At 52.4% G+C, this 24,671-nt stretch carries 24 protein-coding genes, 2 tRNA genes, 1 pseudogene and 1 riboswitch; of the genes and pseudogenes, 3 read left to right on the top strand and 24 right to left on the bottom strand.

Annotation, left to right across the window (positions count from 1 at the left end; all coding sequences use genetic code 11):
* Nucleotides 1–190: 190 nt before the first annotated feature.
* A riboswitch (TPP riboswitch) is annotated at nt 191–290 on the bottom strand.
* Nucleotides 291–426: 136 nt separating this feature from the next.
* The 3 genes from LQ229_RS24900 to LQ229_RS24890 form a co-directional block, all read right to left on the bottom strand.
* Nucleotides 427–518: transfer RNA gene (locus LQ229_RS24900), tRNA-Ser, on the bottom strand.
* An 8-nt stretch (nt 519–526) separates the two neighbouring features.
* Nucleotides 527–602, bottom strand: a tRNA-Asn gene (locus LQ229_RS24895).
* Between the two features lie 26 nt (nt 603–628).
* Nucleotides 629–1,120 (bottom strand): SprT family protein, encoded by a 492-nt coding sequence (locus LQ229_RS24890; RefSeq protein WP_230193218.1) that lies wholly within the window; start codon nt 1,118–1,120, stop codon nt 629–631.
* A 125-nt stretch (nt 1,121–1,245) separates the two neighbouring features.
* Between LQ229_RS24890 and LQ229_RS24885 the strand changes: the two genes are divergently transcribed.
* Both LQ229_RS24885 and cmpA read left to right on the top strand, forming a co-directional pair.
* Nucleotides 1,246–1,611: a hydrolase/acyltransferase gene (locus tag LQ229_RS24885; RefSeq protein ID WP_230193216.1), complete on the top strand. Its 366-nt coding sequence runs from the start codon at nt 1,246–1,248 to the stop codon at nt 1,609–1,611.
* Nucleotides 1,612–1,709: 98 nt separating this feature from the next.
* The gene (gene cmpA, locus LQ229_RS24880; protein ID WP_216539128.1) at nt 1,710–1,862 is read left to right on the top strand and encodes a cortex morphogenetic protein CmpA; all 153 of its coding nucleotides are present in this window, start codon (nt 1,710–1,712) and stop codon (nt 1,860–1,862) included.
* Between the two features lie 34 nt (nt 1,863–1,896).
* Here cmpA and LQ229_RS24875 read toward each other — a convergent pair whose 3' ends face one another.
* The 10 genes from LQ229_RS24875 to LQ229_RS24830 form a co-directional block, all read right to left on the bottom strand.
* The gene (locus tag LQ229_RS24875; protein WP_230193215.1) at nt 1,897–4,158 is read right to left on the bottom strand and encodes a Tex family protein; all 2,262 of its coding nucleotides are present in this window, start codon (nt 4,156–4,158) and stop codon (nt 1,897–1,899) included.
* A gap of 106 nt (nt 4,159–4,264) precedes the next feature.
* Entirely contained in the window at nt 4,265–4,615 is a 351-nt protein-coding gene (locus LQ229_RS24870; RefSeq protein ID WP_216539129.1) for a type II toxin-antitoxin system PemK/MazF family toxin, read from the bottom strand.
* A 3-nt stretch (nt 4,616–4,618) separates the two neighbouring features.
* Nucleotides 4,619–4,900: a ribbon-helix-helix protein, CopG family gene (locus LQ229_RS24865; RefSeq protein WP_216539130.1), complete on the bottom strand. Its 282-nt coding sequence runs from the start codon at nt 4,898–4,900 to the stop codon at nt 4,619–4,621.
* A gap of 200 nt (nt 4,901–5,100) precedes the next feature.
* Entirely contained in the window at nt 5,101–6,333 is a 1,233-nt protein-coding gene (gene alr / locus LQ229_RS24860; RefSeq protein ID WP_230193214.1) for an alanine racemase, read from the bottom strand.
* Nucleotides 6,334–6,537: 204 nt separating this feature from the next.
* Nucleotides 6,538–7,620: an outer membrane lipoprotein-sorting protein gene (locus LQ229_RS24855; RefSeq protein ID WP_230193213.1), complete on the bottom strand. Its 1,083-nt coding sequence runs from the start codon at nt 7,618–7,620 to the stop codon at nt 6,538–6,540.
* 121 nt (nt 7,621–7,741) lie between these two features.
* Complete coding sequence (locus tag LQ229_RS24850) at nt 7,742–8,497, bottom strand: arylamine N-acetyltransferase (protein ID WP_216539133.1); 756 nt, start codon at nt 8,495–8,497, stop codon at nt 7,742–7,744.
* Between the two features lie 52 nt (nt 8,498–8,549).
* Nucleotides 8,550–8,987 carry a MarR family transcriptional regulator gene (locus LQ229_RS24845; RefSeq protein WP_216539134.1) on the bottom strand — a complete coding sequence of 146 codons (438 nt, stop codon included), beginning with the start codon at nt 8,985–8,987 and terminating at the stop codon, nt 8,550–8,552.
* 195 nt (nt 8,988–9,182) lie between these two features.
* Nucleotides 9,183–9,509: an alpha/beta hydrolase gene (locus LQ229_RS24840; RefSeq protein ID WP_230193212.1), complete on the bottom strand. Its 327-nt coding sequence runs from the start codon at nt 9,507–9,509 to the stop codon at nt 9,183–9,185.
* Nucleotides 9,510–9,559: 50 nt separating this feature from the next.
* Nucleotides 9,560–10,195, bottom strand: a complete 636-nt coding sequence (locus LQ229_RS24835; protein ID WP_216539136.1) for an alpha/beta hydrolase — start codon at nt 10,193–10,195, stop codon at nt 9,560–9,562.
* A gap of 27 nt (nt 10,196–10,222) precedes the next feature.
* Nucleotides 10,223–11,506: an MFS transporter gene (locus LQ229_RS24830; RefSeq protein ID WP_230193211.1), complete on the bottom strand. Its 1,284-nt coding sequence runs from the start codon at nt 11,504–11,506 to the stop codon at nt 10,223–10,225.
* A 171-nt stretch (nt 11,507–11,677) separates the two neighbouring features.
* On the opposite strand from LQ229_RS24830, the gene LQ229_RS24825 reads away from it, so the two are divergent.
* On the top strand, nt 11,678–12,550 hold the full coding sequence (locus LQ229_RS24825) for a serine protease (protein ID WP_216539138.1): 873 nt from the start codon (nt 11,678–11,680) through the stop codon (nt 12,548–12,550).
* On the opposite strand, the gene LQ229_RS24820 is transcribed toward LQ229_RS24825, so the two are convergent.
* The 11 genes and pseudogenes from LQ229_RS24820 to LQ229_RS24770 all read right to left on the bottom strand — a co-directional run.
* The gene (locus LQ229_RS24820) at nt 12,547–13,476 is read right to left on the bottom strand and encodes a DMT family transporter (protein WP_230193210.1); all 930 of its coding nucleotides are present in this window, start codon (nt 13,474–13,476) and stop codon (nt 12,547–12,549) included. The two genes, LQ229_RS24825 and LQ229_RS24820, sit on opposite strands and share 4 nt — an antisense overlap.
* Nucleotides 13,477–13,707: 231 nt before the next feature.
* A complete protein-coding gene (locus LQ229_RS24815) occupies nt 13,708–14,115 on the bottom strand; it encodes an exosporium protein C (protein ID WP_216539140.1) in 408 nt (135 codons plus the stop codon).
* A gap of 146 nt (nt 14,116–14,261) precedes the next feature.
* A complete protein-coding gene (locus LQ229_RS24810) occupies nt 14,262–14,546 on the bottom strand; it encodes a DUF4183 domain-containing protein (protein ID WP_216539141.1) in 285 nt (94 codons plus the stop codon).
* 83 nt (nt 14,547–14,629) lie between these two features.
* On the bottom strand, nt 14,630–15,571 hold the full coding sequence (locus LQ229_RS27205) for a DUF4183 domain-containing protein (protein ID WP_230193209.1): 942 nt from the start codon (nt 15,569–15,571) through the stop codon (nt 14,630–14,632).
* Between the two features lie 192 nt (nt 15,572–15,763).
* A complete protein-coding gene (locus tag LQ229_RS24800) occupies nt 15,764–15,865 on the bottom strand; it encodes a stalk domain-containing protein (protein ID WP_290370076.1) in 102 nt (33 codons plus the stop codon).
* Between the two features lie 84 nt (nt 15,866–15,949).
* A complete protein-coding gene (locus LQ229_RS24795) occupies nt 15,950–16,678 on the bottom strand; it encodes an ECF transporter S component (RefSeq protein ID WP_230193208.1) in 729 nt (242 codons plus the stop codon).
* Entirely contained in the window at nt 16,645–18,333 is a 1,689-nt protein-coding gene (locus tag LQ229_RS24790; RefSeq protein ID WP_230193207.1) for an ATP-binding cassette domain-containing protein, read from the bottom strand. The genes LQ229_RS24795 and LQ229_RS24790 overlap by 34 nt, the downstream gene beginning before the upstream one ends.
* Nucleotides 18,306–19,196: an energy-coupling factor transporter transmembrane component T gene (locus LQ229_RS24785; RefSeq protein ID WP_230193206.1), complete on the bottom strand. Its 891-nt coding sequence runs from the start codon at nt 19,194–19,196 to the stop codon at nt 18,306–18,308. Before LQ229_RS24785 ends, LQ229_RS24790 begins: the two co-directional genes overlap by 28 nt.
* Nucleotides 19,186–19,902, bottom strand: a complete 717-nt coding sequence (locus LQ229_RS24780; RefSeq protein WP_230193205.1) for a DUF4430 domain-containing protein — start codon at nt 19,900–19,902, stop codon at nt 19,186–19,188. The genes LQ229_RS24785 and LQ229_RS24780 overlap by 11 nt, the downstream gene beginning before the upstream one ends.
* A 17-nt stretch (nt 19,903–19,919) precedes the next feature.
* On the bottom strand, nt 19,920–24,383 hold the full coding sequence (locus LQ229_RS24775) for an S-layer homology domain-containing protein (protein WP_230193204.1): 4,464 nt from the start codon (nt 24,381–24,383) through the stop codon (nt 19,920–19,922).
* A 183-nt stretch (nt 24,384–24,566) separates the two neighbouring features.
* Nucleotides 24,567–24,671, bottom strand: a pseudogene (locus LQ229_RS24770) (IS200/IS605 family transposase); the annotation flags it as partial.

The following is a 24,671-nucleotide window of genomic DNA, read 5'->3' as shown; positions in this document are numbered from 1 at the left end:
TACTTTCGTCGATACGCTTCTACGTACAGATTTCGCCATACGTAGGTATCCTAGCTACGCGGGGGCTTGGCCCTTCCCGCGACCGGACTTTCACCGGCTAGAAGATGCGTGCTTAGCTGGGCACGCCATAAAAAAATAGAGCGCTTTCCTATAGGCGGAAAGCACTCTCGTTGTACGCGCATACGCATGACAAAGCAAAGTTGTCGCTTCCCTACGCTGGTATTAACCAACAGGTTCAAAGGGTCAGGTTGTAACCTTCTCAACTGCGAACAGTCCCCCCGCAAACTGCCCCTATTGTATCACTGTCGTCATCAATAAGTCAAACGATATCTATCGCATAGCGGCTAAATTCGATATGACACCAAAAAGAGCGAGTATTCGCGGACAATCTATCCGCAAGCCTCGCTCTTCTCTATTCGTTATGTATGGCGGAGAGAGAGGGATTCGAACCCTCGCACCGCTTGCGCAGTCTAACCCCTTAGCAGAGGGTCCCCTTATAGCCACTTGGGTATCTCTCCAAAGAAAATGGCTCCCCGAACAGGACTCGAACCTGTGACAACTCGGTTAACAGCCGAGTGCTCTACCGACTGAGCTATCAGGGAACGTTAAAGTGACAATTATTAATTTATCACGGTTTTGGGTGGAAGTCAAGCGGCAAAATATGATAGATACGCAGCGGCCCGCGGCATTTGCCGCACGCGAAACGGCGCGGATCGACCTTCCGTTTGCGCGGGTATTCCGTCCCGCAGCGGGCGCATACCAGTTTATAACGGTAAGGCTCTGGACGCCTTCTCCCTTGAGCCGACGGCAACGACCGGCAATAGCGGCTGCCGCCGACGCGGGCAAGCAGCGCCTTGAAGTCGGGATCGCGGTGCCGGTATCCTTTCCGCTGCAAATGCAGATGATAATGGCATAGCTCGTGCTTAATGATTTTCTCGACTTCCTCGGCTCCGTAAGCCTCCAATTGATGCGGATTGATCTCTATATTATGGGTTTTCATAAAATAACGTCCGCCGGTCGCTCTCAGTCGCTTGTTAAACGTCGCCTTATGCTTGAACGGAAGGCCGAACGAATGGATGGATATGCGCTCCACCCAAGACTGCAGTTCCTTATCGTCCATCGCGTTCATCCCGCCCTTCCTTAATCGGCCCGGTTGTCCGACCAACCGATGCGCTACTTGAATTGTAAGCCCAAGTTAGGCTACACTGTCAAGTAGTAAGATGTGAGGGGAGATTTTGTCAACCAATGTCGAACGCGAAAATGAGATACATTATTATGCACGGCCCGGGCGGACTGGTCTTGGTGGAAATGCCTGCGGATTACGCCTATCAACTAAGCGCGCTGAACTTGCGCCTGAACAAGGAAATCGATAAATTGACCGCTGCGAACGTTCCCGCGCTGCCGCGGGCGGTTGCGGAATGCAACGATTTGGAGCTATTGACGGAACAGGACGAGATCGTCGGCGGGTTAGCCTACATTAACGAGTTGGAGCGCGACTTCGCCGCGATCGAAGAAAAGAGCTATCCGCTCATTTCTTTGCTTACCGAAATTCGCGCCCTGCAAGCGCAGCTTGAGCAATGGTACGAGGAAGAAGCGGAATCGCATTCATGAATGATCCGGCGACGGAACCTTTTTGTAGGACCTGCACACTTTCCCCTTTTCGCCCATATGGTATAACTACATAAATGAAACGTGGGGGAGGAAGAACGTTGCCGCAGTGGTTAAGCAGCCAATTGATGAAAGCATTTCAAAAAAAGGACCGCCGCCAAATCAAACTTTTGAACGAATGCTGGTTTTTCTACCGTACGAAGCCGTTGCCGCCGGAATCCGCGGCCCAAATGGAACAGGGTAACGCGCCATGACCTTTTGTCATGCTGCCGTTACCCTGTTTTTTTATTAGGAAGGCTTGCGCATCGTCAGGCCGACGCGGCCTTTTTTCAGATCGACGTTCAATACCCAGACGGTAACATTATCGCCTACGGAAACGACATCCATCGGATGTTTTACAAATCTATCGCTAAGCTGCGAAATATGGACAAGGCCGTCATTTTTAATCCCGATGTCAACAAAAGCTCCGAAGTCGATGACATTCCGCACCGTTCCTTGCAGCTCCATGCCTGGCGCGAGGTCTTCGATCTTCAACACGTCGGTGCGGAAAATCGGCGGCGGCAGTTCCTCCCGCGGATCGCGTCCCGGGCGTTGCAGGCTGTCCAAGATGTCGCGCAGCGTCGGCACGCCTACGCCAAGCTGAGGCGCAAGCGCCTCCGGATCGACTTGGGCCAGCGCCGCGGCAAGCTCCTTCGATCCGAGCCGGCTCAATTCCAATTTCAGCTCCTGAAACAGCCGGTCGACCACAGCGTAAGATTCCGGATGGATCGGCGTCCGGTCAAGCGGATTGCCGCCGTCCGTAATTCGCATAAACCCGACGCATTGCTCGAACGCCTTCGCTCCAAGGCGCGGAACCTTTTGCAATTGCGAACGGTCGGTAAATTTACCGTTGTCTTCGCGATATTTCACAATGTTTTTGGCTACGGTCGCGTTGATCCCGGCAACGTAAGCGAGCAAGGAAGGCGATGCCGTGTTCACGTCGACGCCGACGTGGTTTACCGCCGACTCTACGACGGCGCTCAAGCTTTCCGCAAGCCGCTTCTGCGATACGTCATGCTGATACTGCCCGACTCCGATCGCCTTCGGATCGATTTTGACAAGCTCGGCAAGCGGATCTTGCAGACGGCGGGCAATCGACGCCGCGCTCCGTTCCGCCACATCGAGCTTCGGAAACTCCTCCTGCGCCAGCTTGGACGCGGAATAGACGCTTGCTCCCGCCTCGCTGACGATTAAGTATGAGAGCTCCCTGCCTTTCAGTTTGCCGATCAGATTGGCGACGAACTGCTCCGTTTCGCGCGACGCGGTACCGTTCCCGATCACGATCAATTCAATATCGTATGTCTCGATCAATTGCGTAAATTTCGCTTCGGCTTCCGCGATCTTGTTGTTCGGCGGCGTCGGATACGTCACCGCCACCTCCAGCAATTTGCCGGTATCGTCTACAACGGCCAGCTTGCAACCGGTGCGGTACGCCGGGTCGACGCCAAGCACGCGCTTCCCTTTGACGGGCGGCTGCAGCAGCAGATTGCGCAAATTGCCGGCAAAGATTTGAATGGCCTGCTCTTCCGCCTTCTCCGTTAATTCGCCCCGCACCTCGCGCTCGATCGATGGGGAAATCAATCGCTTATAAGCGTCTTCGATCACCGCGACGATCGTATCATGCACCGCCGACCGGCCCCCGCCGCGAACGACCCGCTTCGCAATATACGCATGCACTTGCTCCGCCTGCACTTCAATGGCAACCTTCAGTATATCCTCCCGCTCGCCGCGGTTAATGGCCAAAATCCGGTGCGGGGGCAGCTTCTTAACCGGTTCTTGATACGAATAATACATCTCGTACACCGATTCTTGCTCCGCATCCTTCGCTTCCGTTCGAACGAGCCCGTGGTCGAACGTGTATTTGCGCACCCAGGCGCGAATAGCCGCATCGTCGGCGATCGTCTCGGCCAGTATATCCATCGCGCCTTGGATCGCTTCTTCCGCCGTTGCCACGCCTTTGTCGGCATCGATATAACGAGCCGCTTCGGCTTGCAGATCCCCTTGCTGCGGCTGCGCCCAAATCCACGCAGCGAGCGGTTCCAGTCCGCGTTCCTTGGCGACGCTTGCCCGCGTTTTCCGCTTTTGCCTATATGGACGGTATAAATCTTCAACCTCCTGCAGCTTCTCGGCGGCAATAATTCCGGTTTGCAATTCCACCGTCAGTTTCCCTTGCTCGGCAATGAGGCGAATGACTTCGCGCTTGCGCTCCTCCAAATTGCGCAAATATTGCAAGCGCTCTTCGACGGACCGAAGCTCGTTCTCGTCAAGCTCTCCGGTCATCTCTTTGCGATAGCGCGCAATGAACGGAATCGTATTGCCTTCGTCCAACAATCCCATCGTCGTGCGAATCTGTTTGACGGACAATTGAAGTTCTTTCGCAATTTGTTTCGTTATTCTTTCCGGCTCCTCCGCCTTCAACCGTTCCAATTGAACGGCCAACTCGTCCGATCCTGCGTTCTGGTTCTCCTGTCCGTTCGCTGCACGAACCGGCAGGTCCGTTCCTTTTTCCATACGCGTCAAACTCCCCTTCCTCTATTCCCTAGATCGTCTACCCACTATTCTCGCGAAAACGGCAAAAAAAAACAAGGGCTTGCGCCACCCTCGCCTTTGCTTCATCTTAAAAATCGATCAATCCGATACTGATTTGCAACCCATCGTCCACTTTCCGCATCGTTTCCTCATCCAAATGCGTAATTTTGTCGGTGAGCCTTTGTTTGTCGATCGTCCGAATTTGTTCGAGTAAAATAACGGAATCGCGATCGAATCCGTGGGTTTCCGCATCGATTTCCACATGAGTCGGCAATTTCGCTTTTTGGATCTGCGCCGTAATCGCGGCAACAATCACCGTCGGGCTGAAGCGATTGCCGATATCATTTTGAATGATCAAAACGGGCCGCACTCCGCCTTGTTCCGAACCGACCACAGGCGAGAGATCAGCAAAAAAAACGTCGCCGCGCTTTACGATCAATGTTTACACCCCGCTCACTAAACGACCAAGAGTGCCCTCTGCATCTTCCTCCGCGTAAAATGCTTCCGATGCCATGGTCAAATTGATTTTGGCCATCTCCAAATAGCCACGCTGCATCGATTCCCGGATATGGCGCTTCTTACGCTCTACCAAATACAATTTCATCGCTTGCCTAATAAACTCGCTCCGATTGGAATTTTCCTTTGCCACAATGCCGTCGACCTCTTGCAGCAAATGATCCGGCAAACTAATCATAATTCGTTTCGTGTTTTGAACATTGGACACCAGCTCTCGCCCCCCAAAAACTTTCCAACCTTTACTACCAGTATGTCGATAACTAAGAAAATTTATACAAAAGAATGTATATGCCGAATGCATATAAGGTAGTTAGCACAGCTGCTGCAACCCTACATAAATGTATTCGCTAATGATAACAGAAATCCCTCTAATTCCAACAAAATATTTGCCTGGTAAATGTAACCTTGCTATCCGAGCAACGGGTTCGACACGTGAACGGTTTCCCCTTCGCGCATATAGACCCGCGGAATACGATGGGCCAGCGCGCAGATCACTTCATAATTGATGGTCCCAACATGGGAGGCCAATTCCTCGGCTCCGATCCGTTCCTCGCCTTGCCGCCCGATAAGAACGACTTCTTCGCCCGCCGCAAGCGGCGATTCGTCCGCCTCGGACGAAACCGCGTCAAGCCGAACCATGCATTGGTCCATACAGATTGTCCCGACTACCGGCACGCGTTGGCCCCGGATGAGCATTTCCGCCTTGCCGCTGAGCAATCGCGAATATCCGTCCGCGTAACCGATCGGCACCGTTCCGATCCGTTCCTCCCCTTCCGTAAAATAAATCGTCCCATAGCCGATTCCGGAATGAGGCGGAAGCGATTTGACGTATGAAAGCTGCGACTTCAATGCAAGCACCGGCTGCAGCGCTACGCGTTCGCGGTTCACTTCAGCCGATGGGTATAGCCCGTACAGGCTGACTCCGATGCGCACCATGTCGTAGGACCATTCGGGGCGCTCGATGCTGACGGCGCTGTTCCCCGTATGCAAAATCGGAATGTCGATTCCGCGCTCCTTCACCGCTTCGGCCATTTGCCGAAATTTCCGGTGCTGCTCGATCGTGTAGCTCGGATCCGCTTCATCCGCACGCGCGCAATGCGTAAACATCCCTTCCAAGTTCACCTGCGGCAGCCTGCCGATTCGTTCGACGAACCGAACGGCCTCCTCGCCCGGCAATAAACCGAGCCGTCCCATGCCGGTATCGATTTTGACATGCACCTTTAACCGGCGCGGTTCTTCCCCGTAAACAGCCGCATCCGATCCGCCGGCGAAATCGAGCGGTCCGGAAGCTAAAGCTTCAATCTCCCGCAGCACTTCCTCGCTGAATACATTTATTGTAATGTCGTTGGCCCAAGCCGCAGCTACGCCTTCGGGAGGCGTATACCCTAACACGAGGATCGGGGTTGTTATGCCGGCCCGGCGCAATTGAATCGCTTCATCCAAAAATGCGACACTAACGTAGTCGATGCCTAACCGTTCCAATTCTTTCGTCATTTCGACGGCTCCGTGTCCGTACGCATTCGCCTTGACGCACGCGAGCAGCTTCATTGACCGCGGAAGCGCCCTCCGAAATTCCTCCACATTATGACGCAGCGCGTCAAAGGATACCTCCACCCTCGTCGAACGATAAAATGTGTTCACACAAGCCACCTTCTTCTTATCTGTCGCAAAACGGTCTCCATAACCAATATGATTATGTTAATCGTTAAGTTGTCTGGCTGTCAATGAAAAACGGCATTTCTTCCTTAGTCCACCTAAATTGTAAAAAGGCGGCTTCCCGGGAACGGGCAGACCGTCGTCCGCTCGCTCCCGGGCGCGAGCCGCCTCGAGAAGAATACGATTATTTTATTTGCCTGGCTGGTCTTGCAGCGACGCCGCAATGTTGATCATTTCGTCCTGCGGCAAATCCGCGCTCGTCAACCGGTATTCGATGCCGTCATACGTCCAGGCGAGCGTCTTCAGTTCGTCCCCGCTCAAATGGCCGACCGTATGCCCGAGGAACAACAGCGTTCCCGGCGTCATGGACACTTCCATGTCCTGCGGTCTCGACTCGCGCAGCGTGTAGTTGTATGTGCCGCTATAGCGCAGCAATACGGAATGATCGGCGGCATTTTTAATCTGCTGCGTATCATGCAGCTTCACGCCTTCCGGCGTGTAAGCCGGTTCGATAATGCCGAACGATCCAAGCTCCTGCGTTTTGCCGGCCAATTGATCTTGCGGAATCGAGACGGAACCGTCGTCGATCGGATTGCCGTTCTCGTCGACTTGGCTGACGGTCGGCAATGTCGTTACATTCATGCTGGTCATATTCCGCTGCATTTCGAAAGAATCTTTATCGAATTTTTTGTCGAATTCGAATTGGTTGAATTTCACTTCAACCACGACGTTCGCATTGGCATCCGATACTTGCACTTGCTGCGGCGCGTAATTTTCCTTGCTCAGCCAAATTTTTTGCCGGACTAGCGAAGCGGTTTGGTAATTCGCCGCCACATCGAACACATACGAGTCTTTCTCGGTCGCAAACTGGCGGCTGCTATCGGCCAATATGCTGTGAATCAACGTTTGGTACAAGTATACCTGTCCTTGCTTCTCCGGCCAATCGCTTTGGAAGCGGAAGCTTTTATTCAGACTCGGCGTCAGCACGAATACCCCTTCGTCGTTTCGCAGGACGATTTGGGTAATATCCTTTTTCGCATTTTTCAAGGCGATTCGATAATACGACGGATTCTGGTACCAGACGTCAACCTGATATTCCTGAGGCTGCTGGCCGGTATGCAGCATCATCGTTCCCGTCCCTTGATAACTTTCCAGTTTGCTGACCACATGATCCAAATCTTTCAACACTGCTGCCGCGTCTTTTTTCCCGCATCCCGCGAGCATAATGGCTGCACACATCACGATGGCTGCTATCCATGTGATCCGACGCATGAAATCATCCCCTCTGCACAAATGAATTTTTCACTGATACATGTCTATGAGGGACCTTGGCCAAATATGCGGACGGGTTTGACGAGCATGACAAGTTTTCAATTTCGGCGACCGCACTGTCTCATTGTCTCTCGTCTAAATAAAACCATCGCTTCAACGCTTCCGCAATCTCATCCGCTTGCAGGACGCGTTTGTCTTTCACCCCATTTTCCACCTTCGTCAGAGAATCGCCGGACAATGTCACTCTCCCCTGTTGCGTTACTCTGGAAATAAACCTTTTTTTGTTAAAAGGTGATTCTGGCGAGGTTTGCACAAAGTCGCACCACGGTACGAAATCCTCCGTCTGTTTTTCATCCATTCGGAAGCGATATAGATTGTTCCAGTCTTGATTCTCATTTTTTTGCAAATAATACATATCTTCTTCGCGGACAACTCGATACACGCCGTCCACATCGCGAACTTCCTTTCCATTCAGCGGGACAGGTTTGGAAGGCGAATTCCCCCCTAACCCAACTTCCACCACATAAGATTGATTGTCCACATGGGCCAGAATCATCATATGCGTATCCTCGTAAGGATTCCAGCGGTCGCCAATATAAGTCGTTGCAGCCGCTAAACGGGCATCATATTCCAAATGACATAACAAATGGCGGAATAGTCCGTTTAATTCATAACAAACCCCACCGCGGCTCCGCTCAATGATTTTCCGCTCCAAATCGCCGAATTGCATGGACAGTGTTTGCTTCTCCATAATATCCAAATTTTCAAAAGAAATCGTTTGTACATGCCGCATTTGCAGCAATTCCAGAAACGATAATCGATCCGCTGCTTGTTGTCCGGCGACATTCAACCGATTAAAATAACGATCAATATTCATAAAAATTCCTCCCTTGTTGGAATATATGTATATACAAGTAATTGACATTACATTATTTTAGATTGTCGATAATTTTGCCCAGCATCTTATGAAACAGAACCAAGTCGCTTTCATCGATCCCTTCTACAGCTTGATGATTAAGTTGTTCGGCCTGTTCAATCAACGGTCGTTCCAACTCCCTGCCTTTGTGCGTCAAGTAGATCAAGTTGGTTCGACGGTCTGTCGGGTTCTGCACTCTAACGATCAGATTTTTGCGGACCATATTATCAAGCAGCCTGGACAGGCTCGTTTGATCGCGCTTGGTCTCCATAGACAGATCTTGCTGGCTGCGGCCGTCCTTAATCCACAACGAAAGCAATACTGTCCATTGTTCAAAAGTAATATCATAACCTGCATTCTTGAAGTTGATCTGCATCTTGTTCTGCAACAATTTGGTCGTCTGGCCGATTTGGAACCCCAGCATCTTCCAAACCTGTTGTTTCCGGTCCATCGTTATCCCTCTTTAGCGTTAGTTTCGGTAACTTCATACGTACTCAGTATACCAAGCGTCGAGACTTTTTCATAACCGATATTTAAAATGTAACATATATTATTTGTATATGCAAGTAATTTTGCGATCTACGGAGGACGCCTGACCCGAAATCGCGGGCTCCGAGGCGTCCCCTTCAAGCATTTGTAGAAGTCGTCACGGCACAATTTCCTTCCGTACGCGGCGAATCAGGAACTCGTTAAATTTGTCCGGTTCTTCGAAACAAGCGAGATGGCCGGAACGTTCGAAAACGACAAGCTCGATTTGCGGCGCTTCAAGCAGAGAAGCGTATCGTTCCAGCAAGAAACAGATCCGATCGTGCCGGCCCGTAATAAAATAAACAGGCGTGTGTACTTCGGGAATTTGCGCGAACAGATTGCAGCGCAGAAACTCCTGCCATAGATATCGATTCGAGAACGAAAATCCTTTCACAAACCGGAATCGATCCTTCCACGATATTTCCGGGGTAAACAAATTGCTCATGATATTGATTCGGAAGGTGCTTTTTTCATAGGTCGCCCCTCCCAACTTCGTCAACCATTTCCGCTGCTTAACAAAGTTTTCCTTGTTGCGGTAAAAGCCTTGTTCGGGGGCGCCAATCCGCTCCAATTCCCGGACGGCTTTGCCATTCGCTGTTTGGCGGGCCTTTTCCAATGCAAACTCATAGGAAAGCCGTTCCTCCTCCGCGGGGCAGGTGGCTGGTTCACGCCTATATAGGCGTGAACCAAATCCGGAAAAGCTTGAACAAAACGCATTCCGACGACGGCGCCGAAAGATGCGCCCGCAACAAAGCATTTTTGTTGATCGAATCGATCGAGAAGCTGCATGACGATGTCGCGTGCATCCGAAACAAGCTGACCGATATTCATCGTTTCCGGCGCTATCGATGGATCGTAATTTTTGCCGGCCCCGCGATAGTCCCAACTGACGACCGTATAAGCCTGTTCCAGTTCCGCATTATACTTTCGCAACGCCCCCGTCATCGAAGCTCCCGGACCGCCGTGCAGAAACAACAAAAGCGGATTGCCGGTATGATGGCCGCGGATAACGACCCATTGCTTTAACCCGCCGGCATTCATTTGTTCCATCAGGGCGACGCCCGATGAAACTCCGTCGCCCTGACGGTTTCTAATGGCCGGGGTATGCCCGACCGTCATCCGTTTAAACACCGTACCCTCTCCTTCGAAATGTTCAAATCAGCCGGTAACAACCTGCGCCTGCTCCGTCTGTTGCTGATGCTTCGCCGCCAATCTCGGCAAAGTGGCAATATAATAAACAGCGACGATCAGGATTACGGTTCCGATGCCGTAGAAGAGCATATCTACATTAATAAACCGCGGGAACGCCACCGCGATCACGCCCAATGTCGCCGTTTGCGCCAGCATCATGAGCGGATTGATCCAGCCCTGCACCCGCCCCATCATTTTCGGATCTACGATTTGCGGCATCCAGCCGCCGATCGCTACGTTGATCGGACCTAGCGTTAATCCGGTAAAAAACGCGAGGCCGTAAAATACCGCTTTCGACGAAGCAAATCCGCTGAGCGTAACGAGAATGCCGGCCATGAGAATTCCGCCGATCAACATTTGATACAGCTTCACCTTCTTCGCCATGAACGTGGCAAATATGCTTCCCGCCATAATGGCAACGCCGAATAACATGGACAACGCCACCATGCTCGTTTCATAACGGACCGGGTCCAGCTTGTATTTCGTTACGTACATGAACAGCACGGAAAACCCGCCATTCACAATGCCAAACAAGAAGAAACCCGATATAATTGCGAGAAGCAATTTGTTTTTCAAAATATAGATCATTCCGTCTTTAAAATCGCGAACGACATTGCCGAATTGGAGTTGCCGCCATGTCGTTCTCCCGTTGGGAAGGCGTACCTTGTCGCTCATGCGGCATGTGCGGATAAACCAGCCCGACAAGAGGAAAGCCGCCGCGTCGACCAGGATCGCTCCTTGGATGCCGATAAAACGGTAGAAAAACAGGCCAAGCGCCGTGCCGAACAGCATAAAGACGCTCATGACCATCTGATTTAATCCCGCCGCGGTCGTATACTCGTCCTTATGCAATACCCCTTGCACCATCGCCGCCTCCGCCGGAGCGAAGAAATTGGCGACCGCGCTGCGCAGAAATAAAATCGCAAAGATGAGCGGCATCCAGCCCAGCGTTACCGCGCCGAGAAACATGATCGACAGCCCGGCGCTGATCCAATCGCTGTTCGCGGCGATCTTCTGCCGGTCCATCCGGTCGGCCACTACGCCGACAATAAAAAAAACGACCAACGTCGGCAACGAATACATCATTTGCGTTAACGTCGTATAAACCGGCTGCTCTCCGAAACGTTCGAGCAAATAAAAGGCGAAGGCGCTCATGCCGATCTCCCTGCCCATTTGCGATGTCACCGTCGCCGAAAACAATTTGCGGTAATTGTCGTTTTTAAACACTCCAAGCGTACTTTTCTTTTCCATAGATTTCACCGCCTCTAGTCTTCTTTTCCTTATTTCACGCTCTTACCAAACCTTATCATGGTTATAAAGGAAAATAATCGGTCCGCAGGCGGAATAAAATTCGGTTTGCGGGCGGAATTTTTGCCGCGGCAAAAAGAGAGATCGCTTGATTGAGGTTTGATATAATAGGGTATGGAGCCATTCGGAGAGGGGGAGAATGCTATTAAAAATCATGCGGCGAACGATGATAAAGACGCGCTAAAACCAACAGACGATGCGGAACAACCGATTTACGAATGGGAGGAGGAAGGTTTCTGGGAGGAGGAAGACGAAGATGAAGAAGAGAGAGAACGGCAAGCCGAGAAGCGAAGAAAATGGATTAGAAGAACGTTGGCGGGCTTGCTTGCCGTGATGCTGTTCGGCAATTTGATCGCCTTCCTGCCGCAAATATACAGCCTCCCGGCGATCCGTTTTTTGCAAAAAAACAATGAGCTGTCGCAGAAGGAACAGATTCGGCAATATAAGCAAGCCGTTGTCGGCGTAAATACCGACGGCAGCAAAGGCACCGGATTCAATATCGACGAAACCGGCCTCATTATTACGAACCAGCACGTGATCGACCGGATGCAGGTCGGCACCGTCAGTTTTCTTCGAGGGGATATCTATGCCGCAGACGTTGTCTTTAGCGATCCGGCGATTGACACCGCGATCTTGAAAATTCGCGGCGATCATGACGATCTTCCTACGCTGGAATTGGAGACGGAATCGCAATGGCAAGCCGGAGACTCCGTTTATGTGGTCGGCAACCCTTTATCCTTCTATCAAATCGCCAATGAAGGCGTGATTCTCGGGCTAACCTCGCTTACCGGTTGGGATTTGCCGGTTATGATGATCGATGCCCCGATCTACAAAGGAAATAGCGGAAGCCCAGTCATAAACGGGAACGGCAAAGTGATCGCCGTCGTGTTCGCCACATCCAAAATCGAACGCGAAGAAGAATCGATCAACGTCGGTCTGGCGGTTCCGGTCGAGCATATGCGCGAATATATCGAAGAACAATTCTAAGCCTGTTTCTGTACGATTGCTTGCTCCGGAGCCGCCTTGCCCGTTTTCTCCAGCGTGACCCAGACCAATCCGGCCGCAATCAGCACGCCGCCGGCGATTTGCCAACCTTTGACAACCTCACCGTACATCAAATAACCTGCCGCAACGGCGGTGGCGGGCACGGCATAACGGAAAAAATTGGCCCGGCTGGCGCCGGCTTTGAGCATGCCGTAATTCCATACGAAAAACGCGAAAAATGTGGCAGGCACAATATTATAGAAGATCGCTATCCATTTCACCGCGTCTAGCGCGGCCCAATCGATTGTCGTCCACGTCCCCCATGTGAACGGGAACATAAACAATACGCCGAACAAGATATACCAGGTGCTGACGCGCAGCGCGGAGTAACGCTTCATTAAAGGCATGCAGGCCAAATTAAACAATGCCCCGAGCAAGCTGATCGCAAGCGATATCAGGTCGCCCCATAAATGCTCGGATCCGAAATCCAATCCTTGTCCCCCGCCGAGGATGATCAGCACGACGCCGATAAATGCCAATCCTCCGCCGATCATGAGGCGCGCCGTTATTTTCTCGTTCGTGAACAACGGAGCAAGCAGCATCGTAAAGATAGGCCAGGGCCCAACGTTAAGCAATGATGCGTTGGCCAACGTCGTTAACTGAATCGAATAGAGCACGCCGATTTCCAAAACCGCGACGCCAAACAATCCCAGGAACAGCAGCTTGATCATATCTTTCCATCCGACAAGTACGCTTCCTTCCTTAAGCTTTAAGACGATAAAAAAGAGCGGCACCGCTCCGGCAAACCGCAGAAAAGCAAGCGTAGCCGGGTGCAATGATTCCATGATCAAACGTGAAATGCCAAAATTGAATCCCCAAATGACCGAACTGACGATTAACCCCAGATACACCATCGATCTGCTATGCATATGTATGTGGCTCCTATCCGTATTTATCTTTGAATCGGCTCTCTCTTTCGCTTGCATAGTCACTTTCAGGAAATCATTCCCACCCCACATTATAACAGAATCATTCCACGCACCACATCTCTTTTTATCATTTTTCCCCGTGCAGGAATGAAGGCCGCAGCAACAAAGAGACCGCCCCCCCAAGGTTTTGGGAGCCGGCCTCTTTACGCAAATTTCGTATCCGGAATTGAATTACGTGGTTAAAATACCGCTGAAAGCGATCGGACCGATCACCGTCGCGCTCGTACCCGCCGATAAATTTTCGATGGAGAGCGTGTAATCGTGAACGCCTGGCGCAACATTTGCATCGGTGAACTGGACAGGAACTGAATAATACTTTTCAAAACCGGATTCGATCCCTTGACGCACATAATAGATGACATTCGTGTCGCGGAAAATGCGCAACAAGACGTCTGAAACGCCTGTATCTCCGCGTACGCCTACAACCGCCTTCAAATCTACGAAATTGGGGACGCCCGGAACCGTTAATCTGAAAGACGCAATCCCTACGCCTGCCGGAGTGATAGGTACCGGGATTGCCACGCCGCCGGAAACCGGCGTCGGCACGCTCGCGTTGTAATCAATGAACTGCACAGCCATTTAGCATTCAACTCCTTTTGGAAGATACTTCATTCTATGCCGGAGTGGTAGAAAACGTATGGACAAGGCAACCGCAGCATTTATATCAATTTTTAATAGTTATCATATGTATGCCGACAAGCAAGCTGCATTGTCGACATCTTCTGTCAGTTTACAACGATCTCAACGGTTACCGGATTTCCGGGATTAAGCAAATTGCCGTCCGGAATCGTAATGGCCGTCGTGCTGAGCGTCGAAGCGTCACCTTGCTGGATCACGCCGTTAACATAAAGATTGTAGAATGCGTATGTCGCTGGAAATGCCGTCACAGCCGCACCGGTATCATCCGTGAAGGCTGTAGCGGCAATCGCAAAGGTAGCGCCCGTCCCCGTTCCGTCTCCGATGGTGGAAGCATATCGCAAAGACAGAAGAAACGGTTTTGTCACTGCCATCAGGTTCACCTCCTCTCCCTCTATTTAATGCGATAAATAGAGGTTGGGAGACGGCCATTCTATTCATTCTTTTATATCATTTTTTAAAAGACTAGCTCCCCTATGAATTGAACGGTTTCCAATATGATCGGGGAACCGGCGTAGATGGTATCCCCCGTAGCGTTCAACGTAAGCGCGTTCGGCGCGACGTTGTACATTCGGCCTTCCTGAAGAATCCCGTTAATCGATAAGTTGCTGTATCCGTTCGTTCCCAATCCTGCAAATTCCGCCGCTTGATTTCCGTTATCGTCAGTAAAATCTTCAGCCGGAATCGTCTCCGGGTCCGACAATTCAATATTCGATTCGGGAATATAATAATATCGGTTCACGGTCGGGATAATGTTGATGCCGGTGACCGGGCCGCCGGGAGGTCCTTGCGGCCCTTGAGGGCCCTGCGGACCTTGGGGCCCCGGGAGACCCTGCGGGCCGGGAGGGCCCGTTTCGCCTTGCGCGCCCGGCATTCCTTCGGGTCCGGGCGATCCGGCAGGCCCCCGCTCGCCTTGGGGGCCGGGCGGACCCGACGGACCTGGCGCTCCTTGGGGACCGGGCTCTCCCGGCGGGCCAGGCAGCCCCGGCAAGCCCCGCTCGCCTTGAGGGCCCGTCGCTCCAGCTTCCCCCGGCGACCCATCGCGGCCCGGCTCTCCCTTCGCGCCGGACTCTCCCGCCGGCCCGCGGGCTCCAGCTTCCCCCCGCAATCCCTGCTTCCCTTCCGGACCCGGCGGACCCTGGGGTCCAGACTCTCCTCGCATGCCTTGCGCTCCCGGCACTCCTTGAGGACCGGCTTGGGGGCTCGGATCGCCTTGCGGCGGACTGCCCGCTCTCAGCGGCGCTCTCCATGCGCGGGGATATGCCGCTCTGGCGAAGCGATACCGGAAGCGATAGCGTTTTAATCGGCCGATCCTATACTTTTTCCGTTGCCGGCATCGTTTTCGAATTAGCCATTTCTTTCGCTTCTTAATCTTCGACGCCTTTTTTGATGTTGTCACAATCCTGAAACAAGTTGATTTCTTTCTCTTTTTCGTTACGGTAAACCGCCGTTTGATGCTTCTCCTCTTTTTTCTTCTGCTCGTACCGGAACAGGCCAATGCATGAACACCTCCGCGATCGGACTCTTTACTGTATCCTATGTCAATTGTCCAATCGAAGCATGGCCGTTTGCCCGGTAGGCCCAAGACCATTTATTTCGTAATTTCCACTTTTCTTTCCTTGCCGTCCCACCGAACGGTTGCGCCTAACGCCTCTGCAACCGATCGCACCGGCACGTACGTCGTATTATCGATGAGCAGTCACGGTAACCTTCTCCAACGAGTTGCCCTCCTCCCGTTTTTCATCGAATTTCCATAATTGATGAGTCTCGTAGCGAATTACGGTTCGATAAGTCCGTACTTCGTTTTGATTCGATCCAATTTTTCGAGCATCGGCCGCGAAAGAATGAAAAGAAAAAATACCGTCGCGACCGCATGCACCATATCGAACCAAAAACCCGAAATATAAGCGGCCAGCAACGCCTCCCATGAAAATTGCGGCGTATACATCAGCACTGAGCCGATATTAATAATACCGCCGTAAACGATGAAAGTCGAACATCCTCCAAATACGCATAAAGAAAGCTTCGTTTTCTTGAGCAGCCCTTTTCGAAACAAAATGCCCGCCAAAAAACCGATGATGCCGAAACAGAACATTTGCCACGGCGTCCATGGCCCTTGCCCAAAGAAAAAATTGGAGGCGAATCCCGCCACCGCGCCGACCAGAAAACCCGCTTCCGCCCCCAGGCTTACACCGGCAATCATAACGATCGCCACCACAGGTTTGAACTGCGGCAGCATGAAAAACGCCGCCCGCCCCGCAACGGCGATGGCTGCCAATACCGCGATAACGATGAGCTCCCGCGCCTGCGGCTTTCGATGCTCGAATACGAAGGCGAAAGGAATCATCGTGTACAGCACAATCAACAAACTGATAAAATAATATTTCCGGTCGTTTAACAGGAACACACCCGCCATGATCGTAGCGGGAATGACAATAAGAATAAGCGCCGACGCCAGTATCGTTCTTCGTCTTAACCGACGATCTTCGCTCCGCTGCGTTGGCATCGTTCGATCACATCCTCTGCGGTTACCGCCTCGCTCCATATATGGCGCGCCATACGGTTGGCCGCGGTCGTATAAAAGCTGTTGCCCGCAAAAAATCGCTTTGTCTCATTCGACGTGACGATGCTCCCGTCGAAGAACATGGCGCAAACGTCTCCATGCTTGGCGCAAAACTCGATATCATGCGAAACCATCATGATCGTCACTCCGTCCGCGTTCAGCTTCTTTAGAAAGAGCGCAAGCTTTTCCTTGAAAAATCCGTCCAACCCTTTGGTCGGTTCGTCGAGCAGCAGGATTGCCGGTTCCAATAAAAGCACCTTGGCGAGCGCCGCCCGCTGCTGCTCCCCTCCGCTCAAGTCGTACGGATGCATGTCCAGCAAATGTTCGAGTTCCGCAAACGAAGCGGCCGCTTTCACTTTATCCGCCTTTTCTTCCCGCGTCAGGTCGGTTTGCGCGAGCATTTCATATAAATCTTGCTCTACCGTTTTTTTCACAAACAGCATTTGCGGATTTTGCGGCAGCACGCCTATATTTCTCGTAAAAAGCTCTCTGGCGCTCATCTTGGCAGGGTCCTTGCCCCCGACGAGCACTTTCCCCCTATAAGGGCGATAGATCCCGCTAATCAGGGAGAGCGCCGTCGTCTTTCCCGTTCCGTTTCCCCCGACGATGCAGTAGAATTGCCCTTCCTTCACTTCGAACGACAAATCTTTAATAATGTCGGGACCCTGCTTGTCATGCTTGAACCACACGTCTTTGAACTTCACGGCGACGGGCCGCGGGGCATCCGCCGGGCTTTCCCGCTCGGTGGCCGCATGCCTGGCCGTTTTGCCGTCTAGGTAAGCTTGAAGCCATGTGCGGCCTTCCTTCACCGTCACGGGACAAGGCAAATCATTGTCGACTGCCGCATAAATCCGCATCGGCGCCGGCATCGACACGAACATCGGATGCCGCATGGCGCGCAGCGCTTCTCCGGCCTTTCGCGGAGCGGCGTCCGCAACGATCGTTCCCCGATCCAGGACGACCAGACGATCCGATATCGGAAGGACGTCTTCCAGACGATGCTCTGTCATAATGACGGTTGTGCCAAGTTCGCGGTTTATTTTTTTCACCGTTTCCAAAAAATCCGCCGCCGCAATCGGATCCAGCTGAGAGGTTGGCTCATCCAGAAGTAAGACGGAAGGATGCATCGCCATCACGGAAGCCAAATTGAGAAGCTGCTTCTGGCCCCCGGAAAGGTCGGTCACCCGGTGATGAAACCATGTCTGAATTCCGAAAAAACTGGCCATCTCCGCCACGCGCAAACGTATCGTGCGATTGTCGAAACCTAGACTCTCCAGCCCGAAAGCAAGCTCATGCCATACTTTATCCGTTACGATTTGATTGTCCGAACTTTGGAGCACGAATCCGATTTCCGCCGCCTGTGTGCGGCGGTCCATTTCTTCGATCGGCCGGCCGCGATAATAAATGTCCCCGCTTCGCTTGCCGTGCGGTGCAAGAACGGGCTTTAACTGCCGAAGCAGCGTGCTTTTGCCGCAGCCCGACTTGCCGCAAATCGTCACAAACTCTCCGCTTTGCACCGATAGTTTAAGATGGGAGAGCGTCTTGCGATCTTGGCCGGGAAACGTAAAGCTTACATCCTGGATTCGATAAATTTCCATTTCAGACCCTCCGCCAAATTGATGATCACGGGCAGCATGCATAGAACGAAATAAGCGGCGTACACGACGATACTGAACGGCGACATCTCTACCATTTTCAAGGAAGGAAAGAAACGCATCGCAGCTTGCCCCATAACGGCGCCAATAGCCACAATGGCGATGAATCCCGTCATGATTGACAAGACGGCCTTATCCCGGTTGTCGAATCGATAGATGGAAAAACTGGTGCGGTTCGGCAAGCCGTATCCTCTGGATTTCATCGAATCTGCCGTTTCGATCGCATTTTCCAACGCCCAGGTCGCCATGACAGACAGGACGGTCAACCCATTCCGCGCCCGCATGGCCAAGCTTCCTTGCGTCGCGTCCCTTCCGATACATCGCTGCGCGCGGGAAATCGCCCTGATTTGCGCCGTATATCTGGGTACGAAACGAAGCGTCATCGAAAAAACAAGCGACAGCGAAGGCAGTATTTTTCCGAAAAGATAAATGAACTTATCCGACGTCATCACGGCATTGTAACAGGAGAACCATAAGATAACCGTGATAAACATGCAGGCTGCCGCCGCGCCGAACAGAACGGACTCCAGCGTAACGGGATTCCCGCTTTTCAGATAGAACAGAATCGTAACGCCCGCGTGATGAAAGGCCGGATTGAGAACCGCCATGAACAATAACAGCGGCAGCATATATAGCAATTGAAATCGGATTGCCTTCATACCCTGTAACGTGACCGAATAGATTGCAGCGCTTGCGAGCGATATGATTTGCAGAACGGGATGCATAAATAGCATGCTGCAAGCCAATACCGCGGCATAATAAACAAAATTGACAAGCGGATGAAAAGAAGAAAAACTATCCCTCACCGTTCTCTCCTCCCGCAGCCGCCCATCCTCCTTCGACATCGCGGCCTAAATCGCATGTATATACCCATTCGACGACATCCCCGTCCTTCAGCATGTAGCGGCTGCTGCCGTAGTTGGGAAACCATCCGTTCACCTTATACATCCAACCGCTTAATTCGCCGCAGTCGAATTCGTAAATATTGTTGATGCCCTCGATATAGTTGCTGTTGTAGATCGGCGTCATGGAAAATTCCATATGAATTTGATGTTCCTTCATCTCTCTGTGCAATACGTCGAACACGGACTCGCCCTCGTAGAACGTCACGGCTTGAGCAGGATAAATGACACCGTCTTCCGGCAGCACCTCAAGCTTGTCTTTATTGAACAGATCCATATTGTCCAATATCGTGTAGCAGGTTACCGACAACGTGGCGGTTAATTTTTTGTCCTTGTTTAAAGTGACATCCTGCCATTCCACCGGTTTCGGTTTTCCCTCCGGAACGGGGTCGGTTAGATATTGATCTTTCGTCGGTTCCGTTTCCTCCGCGACCGCCGTCTTCCCTTCGTCCTTGCCCGGTTCGCCGTCTTGCCCGCTAACATCGTCCGCCTGAACGGCAAGGCCGGGGCCGGCCTCATCCGTCCTTGCGCCGCCGCCCCCGGTTGAGAAGTACGCGATCGCTAATACGGCCAAAATAAGCAACGCCGTCAACCATCGTTTATGTTTCATCGGATTCGCCCACCTTGCTATTTCACATCCGTCATATCATAGAGACGATGGAGCCCTTTCGTAAAACGGTCGTAAGCGACCAATGCATACATCGCTTGATCCGTGGCCATCAGATCGACTTCGCCCGGCCCCGCCCCGCCGTTATCCGTTCCGCCCGCTTTGATATGGTAGAACCCGCCGCCCGGAGCGGCAAAGCTCAGCAAGGCGTCGACGGCCGATTTTTTATTTTTGACAAATCGTTTGTCCGTGTGCGGGTCGATGCCAAGTCCGGTCAAAGCGACGATCACCTGGGCGACGCTCTCCGAATTGTCGGAGTCCCAACTGGCATAACCGCCGTCCGCTTTCTGCGCCTTCGACAGCCAGGCGACGCCGCGATTAACTGCCGCCTTAACGCGGGAATCGGATTGATAATACGGCGTAAGCCCTTGGATGGCCATGGCCGTAATATCCGGGTCGGGCGCTTCGGGCTTTTCCCCTAACGCCCATCCGCCGCCGGCGATTTCTCTATTCAATATCAATTCGATCAATTTCTCCCTTGTCGTTTGCGTTTTCACTTCCTTCACGACAGGGATATCGTAACGCTTGCTGTCCAGCGCGATCAGGGCGAAGATGGGACCGTTAATGCCTTGTTTCACCAATGTATCGAAATCGGCAAGCGGTTCCCTTAAGTTATACCCGGCGACGTCGTCCACGCTTTTGCCGATGGACGTGAGCGCAAGGATGACCCGATCGTACTCCGTATATTTCACACGATGCAGCTTCCCGGACTTTTCCTTTAATGTCTTTTCTACGTTCGCATAATATTTGTCATAGTATCCATCCGGCACCTTGACGCCCGAACGGGCAAGGCCGAATACGGTCCAATCTCCGCCAATCGTGGAAATCCCCGGATCGGCAATCGTTTCTTGCAGAAACTTCGCCGTTTCGTCGATCCGCTTTCGAATCTCCGGACGCTCTTTTTTTTGCACCGCCTGGATCTTTACCTCGGCCTTTTCTTTCGGACGGTTCCCGGTTTGCGATTCATAAGCTCTTACGGCGACAACGGTCGCCATTTCTCTGGTCACCGCATCTTGCGGATAGAATCTATCGTCATGCCCCGTCATCAACTGCAGCGCCGCGACGGTTTCCACATCCGTTCTCGCCCATGCCGACACCGAATCCAGATCTTTCGGGACGGCGGAGGGTTGGGCCGGTTTCAGATCGAGAGCTCTTGCCAACGTTGCGGCCATCTGCTCGCGAGTGATCGGTTCGTTCGGATGAAATCGATCGTTATATCCCGTCATCCAGCCGGCTTCAACAGCGGCGTTGACATAAGGATAATACCAATCGTCTTGAGCCACATCCCCAAAGTCGGCTGCCTGGTACGTCTGCGGGCGAAGCCCTAGAGTATTAGCCAATATTGTGGCGAATTCCGCTCTGGTCACATTCGATTTCGGCTTGAATGTTCCGTCGTTGCCCTGGATCCATCCCTGTTGCGTCGCCTTGCGGGCCGCTTCATACGCCCAAGCCGAGATGGCATCGGCATCCGCATAGCGTTCCCGCAAATCCTGTTGTGCCGAATCGCCTTGGTTTGCCGCTTTCTCGCCAGTCGTATAGAGGACAAAGGTCGCCATCCGGTACGCCTTCACATACAGATCATTGCCTTTCGCGAAGGCGTAAGGCGCGTGATCCCCGTCTTTGGTTGCTTGCGCCCCTTGCTCCTCCGATTCGTATATGGCAATAGGCGTAAACTCGTTTTGTTCAATCAATCCGGGGAGCAGCCCCTTGCCGTTGTTCACCGCGAAGATGAGCGGTTTATCGAATTCCGCCGTTTGCTTGGCATTGCCCATCATAAAGGCGCGAACGATCTTATCGAATGTTTCGTTCCCGGTTACGGCGGTTTTCACAAGCTTTTGCAGCGCAGACTGACCGGGGTCGATCCATGCGAACAGTTCGATGTGGCCGTCGCCGGCCGTAAGTCGCGTACCCTTGGCGAAGACCACCGAGATATCGCCTTTATTCGCCTTTATCATCGGGATATCGTCTTTGACATCTTCCACGTTTACGATGACTTTCGCTTTTACGTCTTCGGGTATGTTAATCGTAATCGATTCGGCCTTGGCCAATTCTTTCGTAATCTTGACGATATAGTCTCGTTGAATATGTTTGGGCACTTCGATGACCGGCGTTCTGTCGTTCGGATCGATCGCCGCTCCCGCGCCGCCGGATGCCGGCATTCCCGGCAGGGGTTCCCACTTGCTTAGGTCTTCCCCCAGATCGCCGCCGAGATCGGTTGTGTAGCGCCACTGGAGAGTATCCCCGTCGTTCAGAATGTATTTGCTCGCCCCGTAGTTGGGATACCATCCGTTGACGTTGTACATCCAGCCGCTGCCGCTGCCGTGGTCGAATTCGCCGTCCCCGGCGATAGATTGCACATAGACGCTTTCATATTTGGAATTCCACTCATATTCGTAGCTAATCCCGCGCTCGTCAAGCATTCTCTTCAATAACGACCAGGCCGTGTCGCCGGATTGCAGCTCTACCTTGGTCGCAGGCACGACGTATCCTTTATTGATCGTCCGTTTATCGACCGAGATCGTTGCATACTTTTTCGGTTGCGGAGTGGCTCCGCCGCCATCGCTGCCGCCGTTCCCTCCGCCGCCATTGCCGCCGTTGCCGTTCTCGCCCCCGCCCGGCGTTTCCGCCCTACTGGACGAATAGGCTACAAAGTCGGTGAAATGCTTCGTTTTCACGACAAGATAGTTACCGTTGTCGTACGCATAATCCGGTTTGCCGCTTCTAAGTCCCTCAGCGTCCCCCGCATACTTCGGGATCAGTTTCGCCGCTTCCTCTTGGATATAGGCGGCTTCCTTCCCCTTCAAACCTTGGAACGTCAAAACGACATAATCGCTGAATTCGACGCTCGCCGGGCCGCCCATGGAGAAAGCGCGCGCGATGCCGTCCAGTTTCTTCCCTTGCGGAACGGCCGCGGCAACTTGCTCGGTCATCGCCTCCGTTACGGTTACCTCAGTCAACAGCTCAAGCGACGAAGCATCTCCCTGAACCACCTTGGCCCCTGCCGGAATCAGCGCAAACAGGCTGCCTTTTGCGGCTTTAATTTCGGGAAGAGGGGTAGCGAAAGGCAGGTTGGTCGAAACTTTAGCCTTATAGTCGCTGGGAATTTCAATCGTTATGATTTTATCGCGGTCGGTTGAGGATATCGGAATAATATAATCGCGATGATCGTCAGGAATAACAATTCGGGGCCGATCCCCATCCGGCTTGATTTCGACGGGACTATCGGACTCCGTATCCGTCATATCGTAGAGGCGGTTCTTTCCGTTCACAAAACGGTCGTACGCGACAAGCGCATATGTCCCCTGGTCGGTGGCCATGCCGTCGATTTTCCCCGCTTCCGCGCCGCCGTTACCCGTATCTCCCGGTTTCACATGCATAAAGCCGCCGTCCGGCGCAGCGAAGGTCAGCAAGGCATCTATAGCCGAATGCCCGTTCTTCACAAATCTCGGATCCGTATGCGGATCGATGCCGACCGCTGTTAAAGCGACAACAACCTGGGCGATGCTTTCAACATTAACGGTGCCCCAGCTGGCAAAGCCGCCGTCCGGCGTCTGGTTATCCGACAACCACTGAATTCCCCGATCAACTGCCGCTTTTACGGCCGGATTCGTATCGATATAAGCGGCAAGCCCTTGAATGGCCATAGCTGTGATATCGGGATCCGGATTGGCTGCTTTTTCGCCCAATGCCCATCCGCCCGCAGCCGCCGTATTTGTATTGATTTCGCGGTCTAATATGTACTGGATAAGCGCTTCCCTGGTCGTTTGGGCTATTTTGCCGTCTTGAACAGGAGGATCGTACAGGAACGGTAGTTCATAGTTTTTGCTGTCCAATGCCAATAAAGCAAAAATCGGACCGTTTATTCCCTGCCTAATAACCATTTGGTAATCGGCAAGCTTATCAAGCTGATTATAGCCGCCCACATCTTTAACGTCCTTGCCGATCGAGGTAAACGCCAATATCAGTCTCGAATGCTCTGTCCATTTGCTGCGGTCCAGCTTGTTCCCTTTCTCCTTCACGATGCCGACTACATTATCGTAGTACCGGTCGTAATAGTCGTCAGGAACCGGATAGTTTCCCCGGGCTAACGATAAAACGGACCATTCCCCTCCTAACGTTCCGAATTCCGGATTGGGGACAGTATCCAAAATATAAGCAAGGTTTTTGTCCAGTTGTTCCCGTACCGAATTTACGGACTCATACAGCTTGATCGCCGATTCTTGAGGGGTTTCCTCATAGACGTGATCGGTAATAGAATGTACATCCGGTATCTCTTTCGGCAATTCCTTAACCGCTTCCGCATCGCCTCCGTCGACCGACGCTTCCGTTTCTTCGGCATAGGATATGATGGATAGGCCGGGTGAATTCACGGATAAAATAAGGCTCAGAATAAGAAGCCAAGCCATAAATCTATTCTTTTTCATCGAATCGTTTCTTCCTTTCCTATGGAAATTGCAATGATGTTCCCGCGAACAGTCATAACCACCGGCTTAGCCGGTGGCTTCCATCAGCCCTATAAGGGCATGGTACTAGCAAGCGCCTAAGAAGGCGCACTGAAAGTCTGCCAACCGCGAGCGGTCTCGGGCTTGCCCCTCAAAGGGGCTTTTTTATTTGCCCTTTCCTACCGACTCACCCGTAAACGGGTCGAACAGTTCTTTCATTGTGAGTTGTTCGTAATTCTTATCCTCTGCCAGCTGATTGCGAATGTATTC

The sequence above is a fragment of the Paenibacillus sp. CECT 9249 genome (assembly GCF_918697855.1).
Classification (GTDB): domain Bacteria; phylum Bacillota; class Bacilli; order Paenibacillales; family Paenibacillaceae; genus MSJ-34.
Note: the sequence above shows the minus strand (reverse complement) of the source record. Positions and strands in the feature narration are given on the sequence as shown.

Coding starts and splice junctions, on each gene's coding strand:
- LQ229_RS24790 (WP_230193207.1), bottom strand. CDS start 18,333: ATGGAAATTTATCGAATCCAGGATGTAAGCTTTACGTTTCCCGGCCAA.
- LQ229_RS24850 (WP_216539133.1), bottom strand. CDS start 8,497: ATGAATATTGATCGTTATTTTAATCGGTTGAATGTCGCCGGACAACAA.
- LQ229_RS24890 (WP_230193218.1), bottom strand. CDS start 1,120: ATGGACGATAAGGAACTGCAGTCTTGGGTGGAGCGCATATCCATCCAT.
- LQ229_RS24815 (WP_216539140.1), bottom strand. CDS start 14,115: ATGGCTGTGCAGTTCATTGATTACAACGCGAGCGTGCCGACGCCGGTT.
- LQ229_RS24775 (WP_230193204.1), bottom strand. CDS start 24,383: ATGAAAAAGAATAGATTTATGGCTTGGCTTCTTATTCTGAGCCTTATT.
- LQ229_RS24810 (WP_216539141.1), bottom strand. CDS start 14,546: ATGGCAGTGACAAAACCGTTTCTTCTGTCTTTGCGATATGCTTCCACC.
- LQ229_RS24780 (WP_230193205.1), bottom strand. CDS start 19,902: ATGAAACATAAACGATGGTTGACGGCGTTGCTTATTTTGGCCGTATTA.
- LQ229_RS24875 (WP_230193215.1), bottom strand. CDS start 4,158: ATGGAAAAAGGAACGGACCTGCCGGTTCGTGCAGCGAACGGACAGGAG.
- LQ229_RS24885 (WP_230193216.1), top strand. CDS start 1,246: ATGTCGAACGCGAAAATGAGATACATTATTATGCACGGCCCGGGCGGA.
- LQ229_RS24855 (WP_230193213.1), bottom strand. CDS start 7,620: ATGCGTCGGATCACATGGATAGCAGCCATCGTGATGTGTGCAGCCATT.
- LQ229_RS24845 (WP_216539134.1), bottom strand. CDS start 8,987: ATGGACCGGAAACAACAGGTTTGGAAGATGCTGGGGTTCCAAATCGGC.
- LQ229_RS24830 (WP_230193211.1), bottom strand. CDS start 11,506: ATGGAAAAGAAAAGTACGCTTGGAGTGTTTAAAAACGACAATTACCGC.
- LQ229_RS24840 (WP_230193212.1), bottom strand. CDS start 9,509: ATGAGCAATTTGTTTACCCCGGAAATATCGTGGAAGGATCGATTCCGG.
- LQ229_RS24795 (WP_230193208.1), bottom strand. CDS start 16,678: ATGCCAACGCAGCGGAGCGAAGATCGTCGGTTAAGACGAAGAACGATA.
- LQ229_RS24825 (WP_216539138.1), top strand. CDS start 11,678: ATGGAGCCATTCGGAGAGGGGGAGAATGCTATTAAAAATCATGCGGCG.
- LQ229_RS24820 (WP_230193210.1), bottom strand. CDS start 13,476: ATGCATAGCAGATCGATGGTGTATCTGGGGTTAATCGTCAGTTCGGTC.